The organism is Bacillus cereus group sp. BfR-BA-01316 (assembly GCF_022664195.1).
Taxonomy (GTDB): domain Bacteria; phylum Bacillota; class Bacilli; order Bacillales; family Bacillaceae_G; genus Bacillus_A.
In genome coordinates this window covers 1-17,227 of the sequence record NZ_JAKUGX010000005.1, presented here as the reverse complement: position 1 = coordinate 17,227, position 17,227 = coordinate 1, and the positions used below count along the sequence as shown (strand labels likewise).

Below are 17,227 nucleotides of genomic sequence, written 5' to 3'. Positions count from 1 at the left end.
TTTACACGTTTTCCGGTAAAAGATTCTCCATCATTATATTGCCCTTTCCACGATAAAAATTTGTATCATGTTCATTCACTACTCCAAAATAAGAGGCAATCGCTAGTCCAAATGGCACAAATGCATGTCCTTGTGCTGTAATAATATTTGCGTGCTGTACAACTTCTGTATACACAAAATTTTCTACTGGAAAACAATCTAATTTTTGATAATCTATGGTCACTGTATAAGAAATTTTTTTTAGTAAACCTGCTCTTGCTAACGCATACGGTCCAGCACAAATCGCTGCCACTAATTTTTCTTGCTCAGAAAATTGACGAATAACTGAAAAAAGCAGTTCTGCCTCTTTCATATGTATTTCATCTCCGCCCGGAATAATAATACCCTCATACTCTTCCACACGCACTTCATTTAATTCTATGTGCGGCTGTACTTGCAAGCCCGTTTCACTTATAATTATTTCTTTTGTTAAACCTGCTGTAATGATCTCATATTTATTTTTCAGCAATGCCGTTGCTACCGTAATTTCAAACTCCGCAAATGTTGGGTATACGAATAATAATATTTTTTTCATAGCCTTTTCTTCCTTAGCCACCCTATAAGATATGCCTCTAATTCGTCCACTAATAATATATTAGTGTCCACATAAGTTACGGGAAATTGTTTATACCATTCTTTTTCAACTTCTACTAATTTAAATTGTTCCTCAAATGTACTTCGATTTCTTGCCCTATCATTATTTTTTCTATCATACAAACTCTCTTTCGAAACATCTAAATAAAAAATTGCATCCGAACGGCATTCTCTTAATTTATACAATTCATCTTTTAATTCTGTTTCTATATCCCACTCTTTCCCTATCATCTTCGGATAAAAGAGTGTATAAAATTCAATATCTTCTGGTCCGCGATCAAAAATCATGACTGAACTTTTCACATTTTGAAACTCTTTTATTTTTGCTTCAATAAACATTTTTTGATTTTTAATAAATCCCTCTTTTGAGTTCATATCTAAATGCAATTCTTTTCTTTTTTCTACAATTGGATATGGATTTTCATATATAACCGAAAGCCCATGTTGCTCTAACCTTTTTGCCAATGTTGTTTTTCCACTTGCCATCGGTCCTTGGAGTGAAATTACGTATGTCATCCCTCTCATTCCCTTGTACTGTAATACATAAATAATAAACAGAATTTTGAAAACTATCAACAAAATATATATCATCTTGTTTCTTATACTTATCTAACTTATAATAAAAAATAGAGATTATGATGGACTCAAAAATAATGTAAGCTTGGAAATCCAAGCTTACATTATTTTTTGCTTTCCCTTTTCTTATAAAAAGAGTATACTAGCTTAGAACGTATGTTCTTAATAATTACATACAGTAAGGAGATAGAACAATGGTATACGACACAAAAGCAATTTCTTGGAATGAATCTTTAAAACAACTTCAACGCCGCTATACAAACAAACAAGTTGACCGAAAAGAATTTGAAGATATTGAACTGATGGAATTCTTCCGCGATAACGACTACATTTCTTTACCTACACATATAAGCGGCCTATCAACAACACGTTTTACTTCTTACTCTATTTTCACAACTGAAGATAAAGATCGTAAAGTTGGCACACTCATCATTGAATATGTAGAAAATGACAATGATATTTTATGTGTTGAACAACTATACTTCGTTTAAATCACAGCGCTTGGTCAAAATGATCAAGCGTTCTTGCTTTCTATGAATCTCACTGTTTATAATATAAATAAAAGAAAACTGCTTTCGTTAAGGGGGAATACGATTGCTAGAAGGATGGTTTAGTTGGTTTATTGTCGTTTGGACTGTTGTATTATTAGGACTTATGTCTATTGGTGGATATTTTATGTTCAGAAAATTCCTAAAACGATTACCAAAAGAAGATGGTATGTCCATTTTAGATTGGGAGCAACACTACATTGATCAAACACGACACTTATGGGATAACGAGCAGAAACAATTATTAGAAGAACTCGTAAGCCCTGTTCCTGAACTATTTCGCGATGTTGCTAAATCAAAAATTGCTGGTAAAATTGGGGAACTTGCAATAAAGGAAAACGCTCCAAAAATTACACAAGATTTAATCATACAAGGATATATCGTTGCTACACCGAAGCGCGATCATAAATTTTTAATTAAGAAACTACAAGAAAAAGAGATTGATTATTCTAACTATAAAACTTTACTTGCAAAATAATCTTCATTTTTTCCCCTATTTTCAACAAGTTAACATCAATGGTAAACGTTTTATACGTCGTGGTTGGGACAGAAGATGTTAACAATACCAATAAAAAGACAGCGTCTTTGACGCTGTCTTTTTATTTTATACATATACAGTTTTTACGTTAGCTTCATATCTTTTTCATTATAAAAACCGTCTTCTTTTTCCATTTCCTTCTGTAATTTTGTAAAGGAACGGTACATCGCAATTCTCCATGAAACAATCATTGCGAATGCAAGTAAGAAGAACATGCCGCTAAGTTGTCCTAAATCAAGAGATTGGCTTAAGTATGTTTTAAACACAATACGCACTACAAGTAATCCAATTAAAATAAATACAAATGCTTTTGAACGCTTCAAATAAATCTCTTGTCCGCGTATTTCAAACTTAGATGTTTTAATAAGAAAAATAGAGAAAAATAGACCAACGACAATCGCTTCTAACATTTCTGCTGGAGTTAATCGAAATTCTGGAAAAACATACATCAGTGCTCCTGTGCTCATAAAAAACGGTGGGAGTATAATTTTTTTCAATGTTGCAGGTTTCTTAGCTGCTTTTAAACGAATAAACATCGCACCAACAGCCATACAAACAGCAACGATACTTGATAAAAGAACTATGTTCATATTTTCTCATCCTTTTTTTGTGGCTATACGCAAAATATAATTTCATTATATGCTTTTCCGTTAGTATTTCCAACATTTTCACAGAATAATACTAAAAACCGGTAAATCCACCAAATAAACTTGAGAAATATACGATAATTTTCGTCATCCAGTTAAAGTATAGAAAGACCCCCATGACAATCATAATGTATCCTCCTATTTTCATGAACGCCATACTATTTCTTTTAATCCAAGACATTTTCGTAATAAAGAATGAAAGTACGAAAAACGGGATAGCAAATCCAAGTATGTAAGCAATCATATAAATCATTGCCGATTCTGGATTTGTTGCAGCTAATCCAATTACAGACACTAAAATAGGCCCTGTACAAGGTGTCCATCCTGCAGCAAATGCCAATCCAATTAGAACTGAACCAAAATAACCACTCGGACGATTTTTAAAAGTAAATTTACGATCTTGCATTAAAAACTTCGGCTTAAACACACCGACAATAATAAGACCGAACACAATGATAAATATACCACCTAACTGCCTAATTAAATCTTTATAATTCGTAAAGATTCCTCCGATAAAACTTGTACCAAATCCAATTGCGATAAATATAATAGAAAACCCAAGTAAGAAAAATGCTGTATGTATCATACTTCTTTTGCGAAGCATTGCATTTTCTTCTTTCAATTCAGAAACCGACATACCTGTTATGTATGATAAAAATGCCGGATAAAGCGGTAAGCAACATGGGGATATAAATGATAGGAACCCAGCTCCAAACGCTAAAAAAATACTAATATCTTGCATGATTCCACTCCTCTCCTTACATATTGTAGCAAAAACACATAAAAATACTATGAACAATTCGTGAACTCACGTTTCCAACGTGATAATAAGAAAAACTACCCTTTCACACAGTTTCTAATAAAGTGAAACTTTAATCAGTGGGGTTTTGTTCATCCCACTGATTATTAGTTGAACCAATCGGGCGTTTACGGGCAGTTGATCTCCCATCTAACTTCTTTGCTCCAGCCGAATTTTGAGGTGGGAGTCTTACTGCCCGTTAACGCGGGATAAAACGTTTTTATTTCCTTCTATTATATAGAAAAATCTCAATTGAATTATGAAACTCTTTCTAATTGTTACTAACATAACAAAGGTTCCACAGTTTCTCAAATCATTAGCACATTACAATTAACTTCACACATATCGACCCTAAAAAATTTTTTTCAAATGCTATCTTTATACAACATAAAGCTGATTTTACAATACTTTAATTATTATAAATTTCAAGATTATGCATAAATATCATACTTTTATTATTATTCTATAAAATTTTTCATTTTTCTTTCATTTGACCCTTCATTTTTAATTTTGTATACTTCCCTCTAGTTATATATGTCCGTTACGGAACAATTTCATATAGATGGGAGGAATTTTTCATGCTTCGTTATTCTCTTTTAGTTTTATTAGGAGCGTGTAGTTATGGGGTTTTAGCTATTTTTGTTAAACTTGCATATGCAGAAGGATTTTCACTTGGAGAGGTAATTGGTAGCCAGTATTTGTTCGGTTGGATTATTTTACTTGCTATTACACTTCTATTTTCTAGACATCGTGTTCCACTGAAACAAATGTTAATTTTATTCGTCGCAGGAACGTCTGCAAGTTTTACTGGGATTTTTTATTACGCTTCCTTAAAAACTGTACCAGCTTCAATTGCAATTATACTTTTATTCCAGTTCGTTTGGGTTGGGATTATCATTGAGGCGGTCGCAACGAAAACATTGCCTTCAAAAGAAAAAGTTATCTCGGTTATCTTCTTACTTGCAGGTACATTTTTATCAAGCGGGTTATTAGAAAAATCAGCAGGTGATTTCGATATGACTGGAATCATTTTAGGCTTATTATCTGCTATTACATTTGCAACATACATTTTTGTAAGTGGTAAAGTTGCCGTTGAAGTACCTTCATTACCACGCGGTGTCCTTTTAATGGCTGGTGCTTTAACTTTAGTCATGATCGTATTCCCGCCAACATTTATTTTTAACGGAACGATTTCTCAAGGCCTTTGGAAATACGGCTTAGGATTAGGAATATTTAGTATCGTTATTCCGTCCATTGCCTTTACAATCGGTATTCCAAAAATCGGATCTGGCTTAGCAACTATTCTTGGCGCAGCGGAACTACCAGTTACAACAATTATGTCGGTATTCGTTTTAAAAGAAGCTGTACTATCTTCACAATGGTACGGTGTATCACTTATTTTAATCGGTATCGCAATCCCGCAAATTGCCTATGCAATGCGTGGACGGTATAGAAAACAGCATACTCATAAAAAAGTTGCGGCATAAACGAGAGAGGATTTTCATTTGAGAATCCTCTCTTTTATTATTGTGTTATATAATGAATACAAATATTTCACTTAAGAAAGAGGGTATAATAAGTGGCATCTATCCCAGATCAATTAACAGAAAAACTTATTTCCATTCGTCGGCATTTACATGAAAATCCAGAACTATCATACGAAGAATTTGAAACGACAAAAGCGATAAAAAATTGGTTAGAAGAGGCCAATATCACTATTATTGATTCCAACTTAGAAACAGGAATTATCGCTGAAATTGCTGGTAATAAAAACGGACCAGTTGTAGCGCTTCGTGCTGATATCGATGCCCTTCCTATCCAGGAAGAAACAGACCTTCCATACACTTCAAAAATACAAGGTAAAATGCATGCTTGTGGGCATGATTTTCATACAGCTGCTATGTTGGGAGCGGCTTACTTATTAAAAGAAAAAGAAGCTTCTCTTAACGGAACTGTTCGCTTTATATTCCAAGCTGCTGAAGAAAGTGGAAACGGAGCATGTAAAGTTGTTGAAGCTGGACATTTAAAGAATGTGCAAGCCGTGTTTGGTATGCATAATAAGCCCGATTTACCAGTAGGTACAATCGGTATTAAAGACGGTCCACTAATGGCTGGAGTAGATCGATTTGAAATTGAAATTCATGGTGTTGGAACACATGCAGCTGTGCCTGATGCCGGCGTCGATCCTATCGTTGCATCATCTCAAATCGTTATGGCACTTCAAACAATTGTAAGCCGAAATATTAGTTCCTCTCATAACGCTGTCGTAAGTGTAACAAACATTCATTCAGGGAATACGTGGAACGTTATTCCTGAAAAAGCTACATTAGAAGGAACTGTTCGTACATTCCAAGCTGAAACACGTGAAAAGATTCCAGCACTAATGGAACGTATCATTAAAGGTATTTCTGATGCACTAGGTGTAAAAACAGAGTTTCGATTTTACCCAGGTCCTCCTGCTGTTCATAACGATAAAGTACTCACTAATCTTTCTGTTCAAATTGCAGAGCAAATGGACCTAAACGTTATCTCTCCTACACCATCAATGGCAGGAGAAGATTTTTCTTTTTACCAACAAGAAACACCAGGTTCATTCGTCTTTATGGGAACAAGTGGTACACATGAATGGCATCATCCAGCTTTTACAGTAGATGAAAAAGCATTGCCTATTAGCGCGGAGTATTTCGCCTTATTAGCCGAAGGAGCTATTCATCAATTATTGCAAACAAAAAGCCGTTAAGTTACCCTTAACGGCTTTTGCTTATGCTGTTAAATCTCGTTTTATAAATACAGTATAGGAAACCCCTAAAAATACAGCTAAGTATAGAAAAAGCATACAAGAAGCAAATGGGAATGTTACTCCATCAATAAAGCTTCCACCCTTTAAAAGCCCATATAAATCTGTATTCGCTGGTAATAAATATTTCGCCCATTCATATCTTGCTGCTGGAATTAGCGCTATTCCTCCTGATAAAGCAAGAAATAAAGAAATACCAATTGCACCTCCACTTGATCTCGTTAAAACAGAAATCATAAAAGCAAATGCAGCATATACAAGAGTTGGTAACCAAGATAAAATATAATATTTACTTGCTTCCACGAAAATGTTTTGTTTTATAATATTTCCGTCTTGAACGATAAATTCAGTCCAGGATGGTTGTTGGAATTTATAAACAATTAGCCCACATAATGTTGAAAAAATCATATTAAAGATAAATAATAATGCCGCAAATATAACGATGGCCAAAAATTTCGATGTTAAAATTTTAAATCTGCTCGCTGGACGAATCGTTAAAAATTTATATGTTCCCCAGCTATATTCATTCGCAAAAATTGTACTCGCATATACGAGAATAAACGGAAGTAAAATAGGAAAAACAATAAAGCCAGTATCTCTCATGAAAGAAAGTGGAGAACTACTTGCTGGCGCTGTATTCGTATCTAAATGCTTCATTTTAAGCTGGTATTCCTTTACAATCTCGTCTCCTGACTTTTCCGTTAAAATATCCTCTTTTTTCATGCCGAGCTTTTTCTCAATTTCTACAGTGCGTTCTGTATAATCCGCTTTCCATCCTTTTGTTTCTGGCTCTAAATACTTTACCGTAACCCATCCTAACCCAATAATTAATACCGCAATAACTGCAAAAGGAATAATCGTTCGCTTTCGCTTAAATATTTTATACAGCTCGTTATAAACTAAATTAAACAATATCTTTTCCCCCTGTTAATTCTAAAAACTGCTCTTCTAGCGTTTTTCTTTCTTCATATACACGATAAACTTGAATGTTTTTCTCGATCAATGTACGAAGAACATTTGGGATTTCTTCATCTTTCACATTTATAATTAATTCATTACCTTTTACTAAAACATCGTACTCTAAAACTTCAGCTGCTTTATTCGCATCATCTACACGTATATGTATCTTTTCAGTTTCTTCCTTTTTATCACTTTGAATATTTTGAGTTGCGACATATTCTCCGTGCTGAATAATAATAACCCTGTCACACATTAGTTCAACTTCTGAAAGTAAGTGACTAGAGACAAGAACAGCTTTTCCTTGTTCATGTGCAATTTTCGCAGCAGTTTTTTCAAATTGCTGTTTTACAGATTGACCATCAATCCATACTTCTCCTTCTGTCATACGAATCATTCCGACCATCATTCGCATTAATGTCGTTTTTCCAGCACCATTTGGTCCTAATAAGCCAACTACTTCACCTTTTTTCACTTCAAAACTAATATTTTCTACTAACGTCTTTGAACCAATTCGTTTTGTTAATCGATCAACTTTTACGATCGCTTGCTCATTTATCATTCCATACAACCTTTCTTCTTAACTCTTTTTTTTCAGTTCTTCCCACTGTATCATGATTAATAACATGTGTAAAATGAAGAAAAAGCCATGATTTCTCATGCCTTTCTCCTTGTTTCATATGACTTTTCACCCTTTAACCTTTGTGTAAACCTACAACATTGCCACATTGATATTATAATGACGGTTATCATAACAACTGCTGTTACCATTATCGCATACGTCGTAATCGGTGCATTTGTTACTCCTTGGATTCCTACTGCTTTCATAAAAATAATAATAAATAATTTCAAAAATAACATACCATGAATTAATCCGAAAACAAAAGCTCCTCCGTAAATTAATAATTGCTCCTGACATAATAAACATAACATTTCTTTTCTTGTCATCTTCACTACTTCATACGATTTAAACTCCTCTCTTCTTACCTGTAAAAGAGAGGTTGTCATTTTATATGTAATGAAAATACATACAAAAACTACAAATAGAAACATAGCATAAAACCACTTTACAAATATAGGTGTATATCCCACTTTACTTATTACAGCTTCATTGAATCGGAATGATATCATAAAAAAACAAATCATTGTATTCATAGCAATCCACATAAATTGTTTTAACCTTTTGGCAGCAAATGTTTGTATATTTTTTCTCGCTAACCGACATAAAGACATAGATCCCTTCCCCTACCTTACTTCATAACATACGCATTCTATACTACTAGTGTATGAAAATATGACATTTTAAACATCGCACTTCAATCGGAATCTTTTCTAAGACTTTAGTCCTAGAAACCAAGCATATTTACCTCTTTAGCATTGAACAAAAAAACAAAAAACGGAAATGCACTTTAGTTACATTTCCGTTTTTTGTTTAACGAAGTGAATCTTTATATAACTTAATTATCATGACTGCCTTGTAACTTCATCAACTATTCAGCCTTCGCATCTTCCACTTCAATCCTTTTTTTCTCTCTTGCAATTTTCAAAAACTCTAACAACTCTGGATTGTTATTCATTTTTTTATAAGCCACTGACATTTCTGCAACAAAATTAGAATCACATAACTCTTTATATACAACTTCTGTTTTATACAATTTATTTGCGGATACAGGTATTACTGTAATTCCAATACCTGCTGCTACAAGCCCCATGACAGTTTGATACTCCGTTGCTTCTTGTACAATGTGCGGACTAAAACCGACATCGCGGCAAAGTGATAAAATTGTATCGTATAACGCTGGCCATACTGGTCTCGTAATAAATACGAACGGTTCATCCCTTAAATCTTCGATATGTATTTCGTCCTTTTCAGCAAGTGGATGCGCCTTCGGTAAGCATAACGTACACGAAAGTTTTTGAATTGGTTCTAACTCAAGTAATTGCGTTGGAATTGGCGGACGTAAAAATCCAATATCGATTCGATTATCATGAAGTGCATGCACCTGATCCGGTGTTGACAATTCATGTAATGCAACAGACACTCTTGGAAATTTCTTTCTATACTCCCTGACAATTGACGGTAAAATATCATATATCGCCGCACCTACAAAACCAATTGAAAGTGATCCAACTTCTCCCCTTTGAGCACTTTGTGCAACTTCTACTGCTTTTTCAATTTGTTCAAACGCTTTTTTTACTTCTTTTAAAAACATTCCTCCTGCTTCTGTTAATTCAACCTTTCTCTTCGTTCTTGAAAATAACATAACTCCCATTTCTTTTTCTAATTGCTGAATTTGTTGACTAAGTGGTGGTTGTGTCATTTGTAGACGAGCAGCCGCTCGTCCAAAGTGCAATTCCTCTGCCACTACAACAAAATATTGCAAATGCCGTAATTCCATTTTGGACACCCTTTTCACTTTCGATTAATACATCTAATATATTAATAACATATAATTTATATATTAGACAAATTTTTCGAATGAACGTATAGTAGAAATTGTTAATTATTTTTTACAATTTTTATGTAAAAAACAAAGAGGTGGTTACTGTATGAAATGGTGGAAGTTAAGCGGACAAATTTTATTATTATTTTGTTTCGCTTGGACAGGTGAATGGATTGCAAAACAGGCACACCTCCCAGTTCCAGGAAGTATAATCGGTATTTTTTTATTGTTAATATCATTAAAATTTAACATAGTGAAAAAAGAATGGATACAAGACGGCGCAGACTTTTTATTAAAAGAACTTATTTTATTTTTCATCCCTTCTGCAGTCGCTGTCATTCGTTACAAAGATACATTATCACAATATGGAATCGATCTCATTTTAATTATCGTGATTAGTACACTTTGTGTCACTCTCGTAACAGGACTTTTAACAGAATTGCTATTAAAGCGGAAAGGATCAACACAATGATCGGCTTTCTTTGTTTACTATTAACACTATTCACATATTGGGTATCTAAAAAAATGTATCAACGCTGGAATTGGAGCTTACTTTCTCCCCTTCTTGTATGCCCAATCATTTTAATTGCTTTATTACTCGGATTAGATACACCATACGAAACCTACGAATCTGGTAGTCATTGGCTAACAGAATTATTAAAACCTGCAACGGTTGCTTTCGCATGGCCAATCTATAAATATTTTGATCTATTAAAAAAACATGGAACTGCTATTTTAATTAATGTCATTGTCGGTTCTTTTCTATCAGTTATTACTTCAGCACTATTAGCTAATTTTTTTCAAATTGATTCATCAATAGAACAGAGTTTAGCACCACATATTGTAACGACACCTATTGCAATGGCTATTTCAGAAATGATTGGTGGCATGTCACAATTAACAGCAGTTTTCGTCGTATTAACTGCCTTAACTGGAGCATTACTCGGTCCTACGCTCATACGAATATGCCGCATTAAAACAGCACTCGCAAAAGGTATAATGCTAGGTACTAGCGCGAATGGAACCGGAACATCAAAAGCATTTGAAATCGGTCCTGTAGAAGGCACAATTGCAAGTTTATCAATGCTTTTAACAGCCGGAGCTAGTTTAGTCATTGTTCCACTTTTCTTATCTTGGATACATTAAAAAAGAAAGTGTTTAAACACTTTCTTTTTTATTTATATATTTATATAATAGATCATAATCTTCTGGAAACGATAAAGATAATTCTTTCACTTCATCTATTCCTTTCCAATCTATTTCATGTATTAACTCATCGGGGTCTTGTATTTTCATGTTACCGCCTATTAACTTTACAATATAGTAATGCACATGAACTGGTACCCCATATGTTATCCCTTTCTTTTCACATAGTTTTTCTATAATTTCCACTTCATAACCCGTTTCTTCCCATACTTCACGAACACAACACTCTTCAAGTATTTCTCCCTCTTCTTGTCCCCCGCTTGGCACAGACCATCTTTTCTCTTCATCTACTTTTCCTTGTAGTACCATTAAAAATTCATTCTTTTCATTCATACATATAGCTGCCGTCCCAATCCATCTTTTCATCCTATCTCCCCCCATATTAAATTTCGATCTTTCTTTATATTTATCCTTGAAAAAAGAGGAAAAAAGTAAAACGATGACGAAAGATTACATCAACTTCATGAGCAGTCCCTTCTTAGAAATTCAATATGGAAGGATGAAAATATGATTTCTAAATATGTTGTGGAGTGTGTCTTTTGTGAAGAAAATCGAAAACCTCGGCAAGCCATTGTCACAGTGCCCGCCACTTCTCAGCTACTGGCAATTCAAAAGGTAAGAGCTGAGTGCAAACGCCGCTTCGGAAAAACTTTATTATTGCAAACAGAAATTAAAGAAGAATTACTTATTGAACAAAAAGAAAGCTGACCATAAATTGGCCAGCTTTCTTATCCGATCATATTTTCACATGAAGATTAGGGGCATCCTCTTTAAGGATCGGGATTTTCCCATTATGTGCGTTCCATAATGGTCATCGAACAATATATTTCTATACAATAAACTATTGAATAGAATAGGGCAAAACTTGTTCGCATTTTTAGAAAAGGGATAGGGATATAATTCAAGTAATACTTCGAATACTCGAACTTTACACTCATTATATTAAAGCAAATCCTTTTATATGGGAAATATGAATTACTTACATAATTCATTCGTAAAATATATTAATACGTTTCTATATATTCTCTTTAATCTACTAACAACATACATCCAGCTAATATTGGTGTCATAATCATCGAAAACCTTAGAAGCATGCGAGGTGCATAATTTGTAAACTTAGCTCCTATATATGCGCCTAACATTGTCCCGATTAAAACTTGTACTAATAATACATAATCTAAATACCCTTCCGAACTATATCCAAGCCCACCTCCAATTGCGATTGGTAATATAACGAGCATTGTCGTCCCTACAGATTGACGGATCGTTAAACCTAATAGAACCATTAACCCGAGTTGGATAAAGGGTGCTGAACCAATCCCAAACGAACCAGCTAAAATTCCAGTAACCAGTCCGAGACATATACATTTAATCAAGTTATCTTTCGTAAGTTCTTTTCCCTCTTTTAAAGACGACTGCTCCCTGTTTTGGAACATAATCAATCGAATAAACATAAAAATTGCAGATAAAAATAACATACCCGCTGTAAACCAGTGCAGAAGATGCGCTGGTATTAGCGAACCAAACTTTGAACCAATAAAGGAACCAATTGCTCCAAATCCCCCAACAATCCCACCTATTACAAACACAACATTCCCTTCTCGGTAATGACTTACTACTCCAGATAATGTTGTAAATGCCATAGCAGTTAAAGATGTTGCAAGCGCAACATGAATAGGGATATGGAATACTAGAGTGAGTATGGCGATGATAAATCCTGCTCCTCCGGCTCCGACAAAACCTAATAAAACTCCCATTAATAACATTGTTATAATAATTGCCACATACTCCCCCTCCAATACCCCAATTATCTATCATATGCACACTTCTATACAAACAAAAAGCACCCTAAACGGATGCTTTTACTACTTTTCTATATTGATAATATGTACTTAATCTTGATTAATCAAAATTACAGCTGGTCCAGAGACAACAACTCCGGCCACCTCTATCTTTTCAAATTCCTTCACTGTAATAGATATAACCCCTTCTCTTTCCATCAATTCCTTACTCAGGACATCAGTCGGTATCGCTTTCACCGTCTTACCTCCTTTTCATTTTATACAAAATTATAAAAAACTACCCAATGCATCTAAATATATGCATCACCTCCGCTTTCATTCCTTATTCCAGTCAAAATTCACAGCCCCTTTCTATAACATATTGAAAAATAAAAAAGCACTCGCTAAAGCGAATGCCTTTCTATTATTTACTTCTCTATTACTTTTAACATTCTATTAATAAATGCTGCCGATTCTCCACGTGTTGCAGAACCTTTCGGCATAAACTCATTGTTCTCATTTCCTTTTACAATTCCAAGTCCATAAACACGTTGGACAGCTTGTTTATCATACGCTAAATTTTGATCCGTAAATGGTAATTGAACTAAATTACCCTTAATATTTTTGTATTGTAACGCTCGATCAATCATAATGACAGCTTCATCACGTTTAATCGTATCATTCGGTGCAAATAGGTCATTCCCTCGTCCACTTATAATTCCAGCACTAGCTGCACGATTAATACCATCTACTAGCGATGGATGTGCTGTGTTTAAATCTTTGAAATTCGATTTCCCCTCAGGTAATTGTAATGATCTTGAAACTAAATTCGCAAATTCTCCGCGTGTTACAAGACGCTCAGGCCAATAAGAACCTTTTCCATCTCCAACCATAATACCTCTTTTATCTAATTCACGAATATCCGCTTCGTACCAACCACCTGTAATATCATCTTTATGATTTGCATCATAATAAGCTTTTGTTCCCTGTAAGAATGGCTCCCATTCATTATTCTTTATCATAATAGCCGGACAATTCTTCCCGCTCCAAAATTGATGTTTTTTCACATTTTCTAAAGGTATATTTAATTCTCCCATTAAATAAGCCGCTAATTTGCGAGCATTTTCCACAGCTTTTTTATAATCACCATCTTGGTTGACAGCTATTTCAATAGCAATTGATTCTCTATTACCAGTTCCTTCTGCTCCATCTCCAGCATGCCAACCATTTTCATTTAATGGTAGATGTTGATAAATTTCTTTATCATCTACTGTAAAATGCCAAGATGCTGAACGATCAGTCGTTCCTGTTGCTTGGCTGTATAAATATTGCGCATGGTTTCTAGCATTTGCTCCAACACTATAATTATCCGTCTCATGAATTGTAATGTATTTTGGTTTCATCGCATAACCTGGACGAATATTTTCATTTCCTGTTGGTACAATCATTTCCTTTAATGGTACACCGTAAATATCCGTTGTTTTCTCTGCTGATGGTGCTGCATACATAACCGCTTCACGTTTCGTACGCGTTGGGGTTGTACTTTGAATAAGAGATGCTTTTGTACCCTCAAATTTTGCTGAAGGTGAATAGATCCATTTCACCTCATTATCTATTTGGACTTGGAACCACTCTCCAGCTTGTCCAATTGCAATAATTGTTTGCGGCTGTAATACTTTCTCTTCTTTATATGAATTGAATGGTGCGGAATATGTAGCTGTTTCTTCATTAATTACTAACTGTTCATTTGATAAGTGATAAATTTCCTTAACCTCTACGTTTCCTTCACTATTTTGTATCCACCCAGCTCCAGATGATGTTTCAACATAGTAAGCGTTTCCTTTTCGTTTCTCAGCTTTCACTACTTGATTTGAAATCTGAACACCTGTCGCTTTTTGTAAATCAGCAGAATCATATAAAGGTGCTGAACTTATTATATGTACAAGAAAATCTCCTTGCGCTTCATTTGTTATTCCTTTGTCCTCTCCACGCCCATCTTCATCTTTCATATGGGTTTCAATACTTTTTAAAGCTTGCTCGTCAGTTGAAATTGTTACGGTCTTTTCTACTGTGTCAGCATAGGAAGAAGTTGGAATCGTTACCATACTAAATACAATTGATGCAGCTAAAACATTATAAAATCCTTTTTTCATAATAATTATTTAACACGCTTATATCGAAATTCGTGTTAACTTCCCTCCCTAATCTAAAAAATTTAATACTATCTAGTAAACTTCTAAACTAAATAGCCATTTACAATATAACAAACTCTACCCCATTCGTATAGATAGGAATGACTACTATTTGCCTACTTTTTCTATATTGGAATATAGAAAAGAAGCTATAAAAGGTATAGCTTCTTCCTCTCACTATTTCAATCTCGTTGCACCTTATATTCTATAACCCTACCATCTCTATCAAATTGCAAAACAAGACATTCACTATCTATAGGAATGAAACCACGTTCATTCCCAAGATAGTACAAAGTGGTAATTCCCTCTTCCAAACTTCTTGTTTCTGTAGGGGCCCCTAATAATTTTGTAATTTCCTCGTTTGATTTCCCTATTAATTTATGTTCTTGCATTAGGTCATCTACCATATGTACCCGTTTATCTTCAAACTTTAACCATCGCTCTTGATTAAAGTTTGAAGTGTATTCATTTATACCTAATTGTACGGTGCACACTATCAATAGTATAAGACCCACCACCATTACAGTGAACAGTTGTTTCTTATCTTTATTACGTCTTGCCGAAACATGTAATATAGACTTTTGAATAATAACTAATAAAATAAAAGGCATTACTACCACAAAAATACTCATTACACTCAATGGCACATGAACCATATCAATAATAAAAATAAACACAATGTACATTAATATATACAAACAAAAATAAGCGTACAACATTCCCCACAATATAGCGCTTTTACCTTTCTCCATCCAAATAACACCTACTTTATTTTTCACTTCATAACATAATTCATCTGACCAATCATATGTCTAATCTTTTGTAGTTCTTGTGCTGTATATATTACTTTACCTGTTAAAATTTCATTTCTGAAAAACGCTACAATTTGCTCTCTATCTTTTAATCTCGGCAATTTTTCATTAGAAAGATCGATAACTTCTTTTCCACTCTCATTTTCAAAATATACAACAGGTTTTACTTTTTCCTTTACAATATCTACTTGCACTTCTTCCAAATAGTCATATACAGTTTGAGCTAATTTTTTCGCTTTATATGCTGGATTCACTTCATTTCTTACTTGCAAAGTTAATGAAGTTCCATCCGTAATAAATTCAAACGTCTCTTCTTTTTCACTTTCATGTTGATACTTACCAATTTCCTCAATCATAAATGAATATATACCAGCATTTTTTCTCGTTAAACCATGAATTAATGTCCCCGTCCATTCTTTCGTCTCAAGTAAATAAATGCCAGTTTTACATAAGGTGAGGTGCTGGATTCGATTATCATTTATGCCACGTTTATCTCTATATTTATTACTTCTCACAAAAACGTTTGGTATAATATGAAACTCTTCTTCTAGTATTATTCCTTGCTCAACGAAACCTCGCTTCATATAATGTAATGTTTCATGTGCATTCACTTCAGCACCATTTTTGGCATATTCTCGTAAATCCGCAATTAAATTTTGAAACATATGTATTTCATTACTATGCTTATCTTGCATTTCACTACGTTCTTTACTATGTTGAACAGCCAATTGATTTTTCATCATACGCATATTTTCAAGTTCTCTAGCTGTATTCACTTGTAAATCGTTATATTTTTTCTGTTCCATATTCTTTAAAGTACTTTGTTGTTCTTTATGCTCTGTAATCGTAGCTGCAATTTCACTTTCATACGTTTCAATCGCTTGTTTCTTTTCAAATTCCACTTGCTGACTTTCTGATTCTAACTGTTTATTTTTATAAAACAGTACAAACACTGCAGCTAATAATATTAAAATTCCACCTATTAGCACATACTCCATATTTTTTCTCCTTTATTTCACGTCCAATTATTTTTATAAATATATCGATTATATTATACTATGCTTTTAATATCCACTTTGTAAAAATTATATTTTTTTTATAAAAAGGCATCTCAAGTAAGATGCCTTTTTATAGTAAAACTGCTGGTAAAAAACAATTGGTATTGGTCAATTGTCCAATAATCAGTGTGGACAATCCTCATCAATTAAAGTTTTACTTTATTGCACACCATATTGAATATAACTTGAATCATAGTATACCCATTGATTTGTCCCTAAGCAAAGCCATCCATCTTGCT

General features: G+C 33.9%; 21 protein-coding genes and 1 pseudogene. 7 read left to right on the top strand and 15 right to left on the bottom strand.

The window, feature by feature from the left end:
- Window position 1: 1 nt before the first annotated feature.
- Both MR071_RS05870 and MR071_RS05865 read right to left on the bottom strand, forming a co-directional pair.
- Window positions 2-574: a DJ-1/PfpI family protein gene (locus MR071_RS05870; protein WP_242235384.1), complete on the bottom strand. Its 573-nt coding sequence runs from the start codon at window positions 572-574 to the stop codon at window positions 2-4.
- Window positions 571-1,149 carry an AAA family ATPase gene (locus MR071_RS05865; RefSeq protein ID WP_242235382.1) on the bottom strand — a complete coding sequence of 193 codons (579 nt, stop codon included), beginning with the start codon at window positions 1,147-1,149 and terminating at the stop codon, window positions 571-573. Before MR071_RS05865 ends, MR071_RS05870 begins: the two co-directional genes overlap by 4 nt.
- Before the next feature lie 254 nt (window positions 1,150-1,403).
- On the opposite strand from MR071_RS05865, the gene MR071_RS05860 reads away from it, so the two are divergent.
- Window positions 1,404-1,700: a hypothetical protein gene (locus tag MR071_RS05860; protein ID WP_002160887.1), complete on the top strand. Its 297-nt coding sequence runs from the start codon at window positions 1,404-1,406 to the stop codon at window positions 1,698-1,700.
- A gap of 103 nt (window positions 1,701-1,803) precedes the next feature.
- Window positions 1,804-2,235, top strand: a complete 432-nt coding sequence (locus MR071_RS05855; RefSeq protein ID WP_105585310.1) for a DUF2621 domain-containing protein — start codon at window positions 1,804-1,806, stop codon at window positions 2,233-2,235.
- Between the two features lie 143 nt (window positions 2,236-2,378).
- Here MR071_RS05855 and MR071_RS05850 read toward each other — a convergent pair whose 3' ends face one another.
- From MR071_RS05850 to MR071_RS25615, 3 genes and pseudogenes are all read right to left on the bottom strand, one after another.
- A complete protein-coding gene (locus MR071_RS05850) occupies window positions 2,379-2,885 on the bottom strand; it encodes a CcdC family protein (RefSeq protein WP_002160885.1) in 507 nt (168 codons plus the stop codon).
- 91 nt (window positions 2,886-2,976) lie between these two features.
- The gene (ccdA, locus tag MR071_RS05845; RefSeq protein WP_105585311.1) at window positions 2,977-3,684 is read right to left on the bottom strand and encodes a cytochrome c-type biogenesis protein CcdA; all 708 of its coding nucleotides are present in this window, start codon (window positions 3,682-3,684) and stop codon (window positions 2,977-2,979) included.
- Between the two features lie 16 nt (window positions 3,685-3,700).
- Window positions 3,701-3,784, bottom strand: a pseudogene (locus tag MR071_RS25615) (peptidase T); the annotation flags it as partial.
- A gap of 535 nt (window positions 3,785-4,319) precedes the next feature.
- Here MR071_RS25615 and MR071_RS05840 point away from each other — a divergent pair.
- Window positions 4,320-5,228 carry an EamA family transporter gene (locus MR071_RS05840; RefSeq protein WP_242235379.1) on the top strand — a complete coding sequence of 303 codons (909 nt, stop codon included), beginning with the start codon at window positions 4,320-4,322 and terminating at the stop codon, window positions 5,226-5,228.
- A 92-nt stretch (window positions 5,229-5,320) separates the two neighbouring features.
- Window positions 5,321-6,481 (top strand): M20 peptidase aminoacylase family protein, encoded by a 1,161-nt coding sequence (locus MR071_RS05835; protein ID WP_105585313.1) that lies wholly within the window; start codon window positions 5,321-5,323, stop codon window positions 6,479-6,481.
- Between the two features lie 21 nt (window positions 6,482-6,502).
- Here the strand turns inward: MR071_RS05835 and MR071_RS05830 are convergent, their stop codons facing one another.
- The 4 genes from MR071_RS05830 to alsR form a co-directional block, all read right to left on the bottom strand.
- Window positions 6,503-7,450, bottom strand: coding sequence for an ABC transporter permease (locus MR071_RS05830; RefSeq protein WP_242235377.1), 948 nt, complete (start codon window positions 7,448-7,450; stop codon window positions 6,503-6,505).
- Window positions 7,443-8,057, bottom strand: coding sequence for an ATP-binding cassette domain-containing protein (locus tag MR071_RS05825; protein ID WP_242235375.1), 615 nt, complete (start codon window positions 8,055-8,057; stop codon window positions 7,443-7,445). The genes MR071_RS05830 and MR071_RS05825 overlap by 8 nt, the downstream gene beginning before the upstream one ends.
- A gap of 95 nt (window positions 8,058-8,152) precedes the next feature.
- A complete protein-coding gene (locus tag MR071_RS05820) occupies window positions 8,153-8,728 on the bottom strand; it encodes an FtsX-like permease family protein (RefSeq protein WP_105585316.1) in 576 nt (191 codons plus the stop codon).
- A 257-nt stretch (window positions 8,729-8,985) separates the two neighbouring features.
- On the bottom strand, window positions 8,986-9,894 hold the full coding sequence (gene alsR / locus MR071_RS05815; RefSeq protein WP_105585317.1) for an acetoin biosynthesis transcriptional regulator AlsR: 909 nt from the start codon (window positions 9,892-9,894) through the stop codon (window positions 8,986-8,988).
- 151 nt (window positions 9,895-10,045) lie between these two features.
- On the opposite strand from alsR, the gene MR071_RS05810 reads away from it, so the two are divergent.
- Window positions 10,046-10,411, top strand: a complete 366-nt coding sequence (locus MR071_RS05810) for a CidA/LrgA family holin-like protein (RefSeq protein WP_000872360.1) — start codon at window positions 10,046-10,048, stop codon at window positions 10,409-10,411.
- Window positions 10,408-11,085: an LrgB family protein gene (locus MR071_RS05805; RefSeq protein ID WP_105585318.1), complete on the top strand. Its 678-nt coding sequence runs from the start codon at window positions 10,408-10,410 to the stop codon at window positions 11,083-11,085. The genes MR071_RS05810 and MR071_RS05805 overlap by 4 nt, the downstream gene beginning before the upstream one ends.
- Window positions 11,086-11,097: 12 nt before the next feature.
- On the opposite strand, the gene MR071_RS05800 is transcribed toward MR071_RS05805, so the two are convergent.
- Window positions 11,098-11,511 (bottom strand): NUDIX hydrolase, encoded by a 414-nt coding sequence (locus MR071_RS05800; RefSeq protein WP_105585319.1) that lies wholly within the window; start codon window positions 11,509-11,511, stop codon window positions 11,098-11,100.
- A gap of 141 nt (window positions 11,512-11,652) precedes the next feature.
- Here MR071_RS05800 and MR071_RS05795 point away from each other — a divergent pair, with 141 nt between their 5' ends.
- Window positions 11,653-11,853, top strand: coding sequence for a DUF3903 domain-containing protein (locus MR071_RS05795; protein WP_070144415.1), 201 nt, complete (start codon window positions 11,653-11,655; stop codon window positions 11,851-11,853).
- 320 nt (window positions 11,854-12,173) lie between these two features.
- On the opposite strand, the gene MR071_RS05790 is transcribed toward MR071_RS05795, so the two are convergent.
- The 5 genes from MR071_RS05790 to MR071_RS05770 all read right to left on the bottom strand — a co-directional run bounded on the left by MR071_RS05790 (window position 12,174) and on the right by MR071_RS05770 (window position 16,928).
- Window positions 12,174-12,929, bottom strand: coding sequence for a sulfite exporter TauE/SafE family protein (locus tag MR071_RS05790; RefSeq protein WP_002160876.1), 756 nt, complete (start codon window positions 12,927-12,929; stop codon window positions 12,174-12,176).
- 108 nt (window positions 12,930-13,037) lie between these two features.
- Window positions 13,038-13,184 carry a BC1881 family protein gene (locus tag MR071_RS05785; RefSeq protein ID WP_002146257.1) on the bottom strand — a complete coding sequence of 49 codons (147 nt, stop codon included), beginning with the start codon at window positions 13,182-13,184 and terminating at the stop codon, window positions 13,038-13,040.
- A 170-nt stretch (window positions 13,185-13,354) separates the two neighbouring features.
- Entirely contained in the window at window positions 13,355-15,079 is a 1,725-nt protein-coding gene (locus MR071_RS05780; RefSeq protein ID WP_242235370.1) for an S-layer homology domain-containing protein, read from the bottom strand.
- Between the two features lie 221 nt (window positions 15,080-15,300).
- Window positions 15,301-15,870, bottom strand: coding sequence for a hypothetical protein (locus MR071_RS05775; RefSeq protein ID WP_105585321.1), 570 nt, complete (start codon window positions 15,868-15,870; stop codon window positions 15,301-15,303).
- Between the two features lie 23 nt (window positions 15,871-15,893).
- Window positions 15,894-16,928, bottom strand: coding sequence for an NERD domain-containing protein (locus tag MR071_RS05770; RefSeq protein ID WP_242235368.1), 1,035 nt, complete (start codon window positions 16,926-16,928; stop codon window positions 15,894-15,896).
- Between the last annotated feature and the right edge of the window lie 299 nt (window positions 16,929-17,227).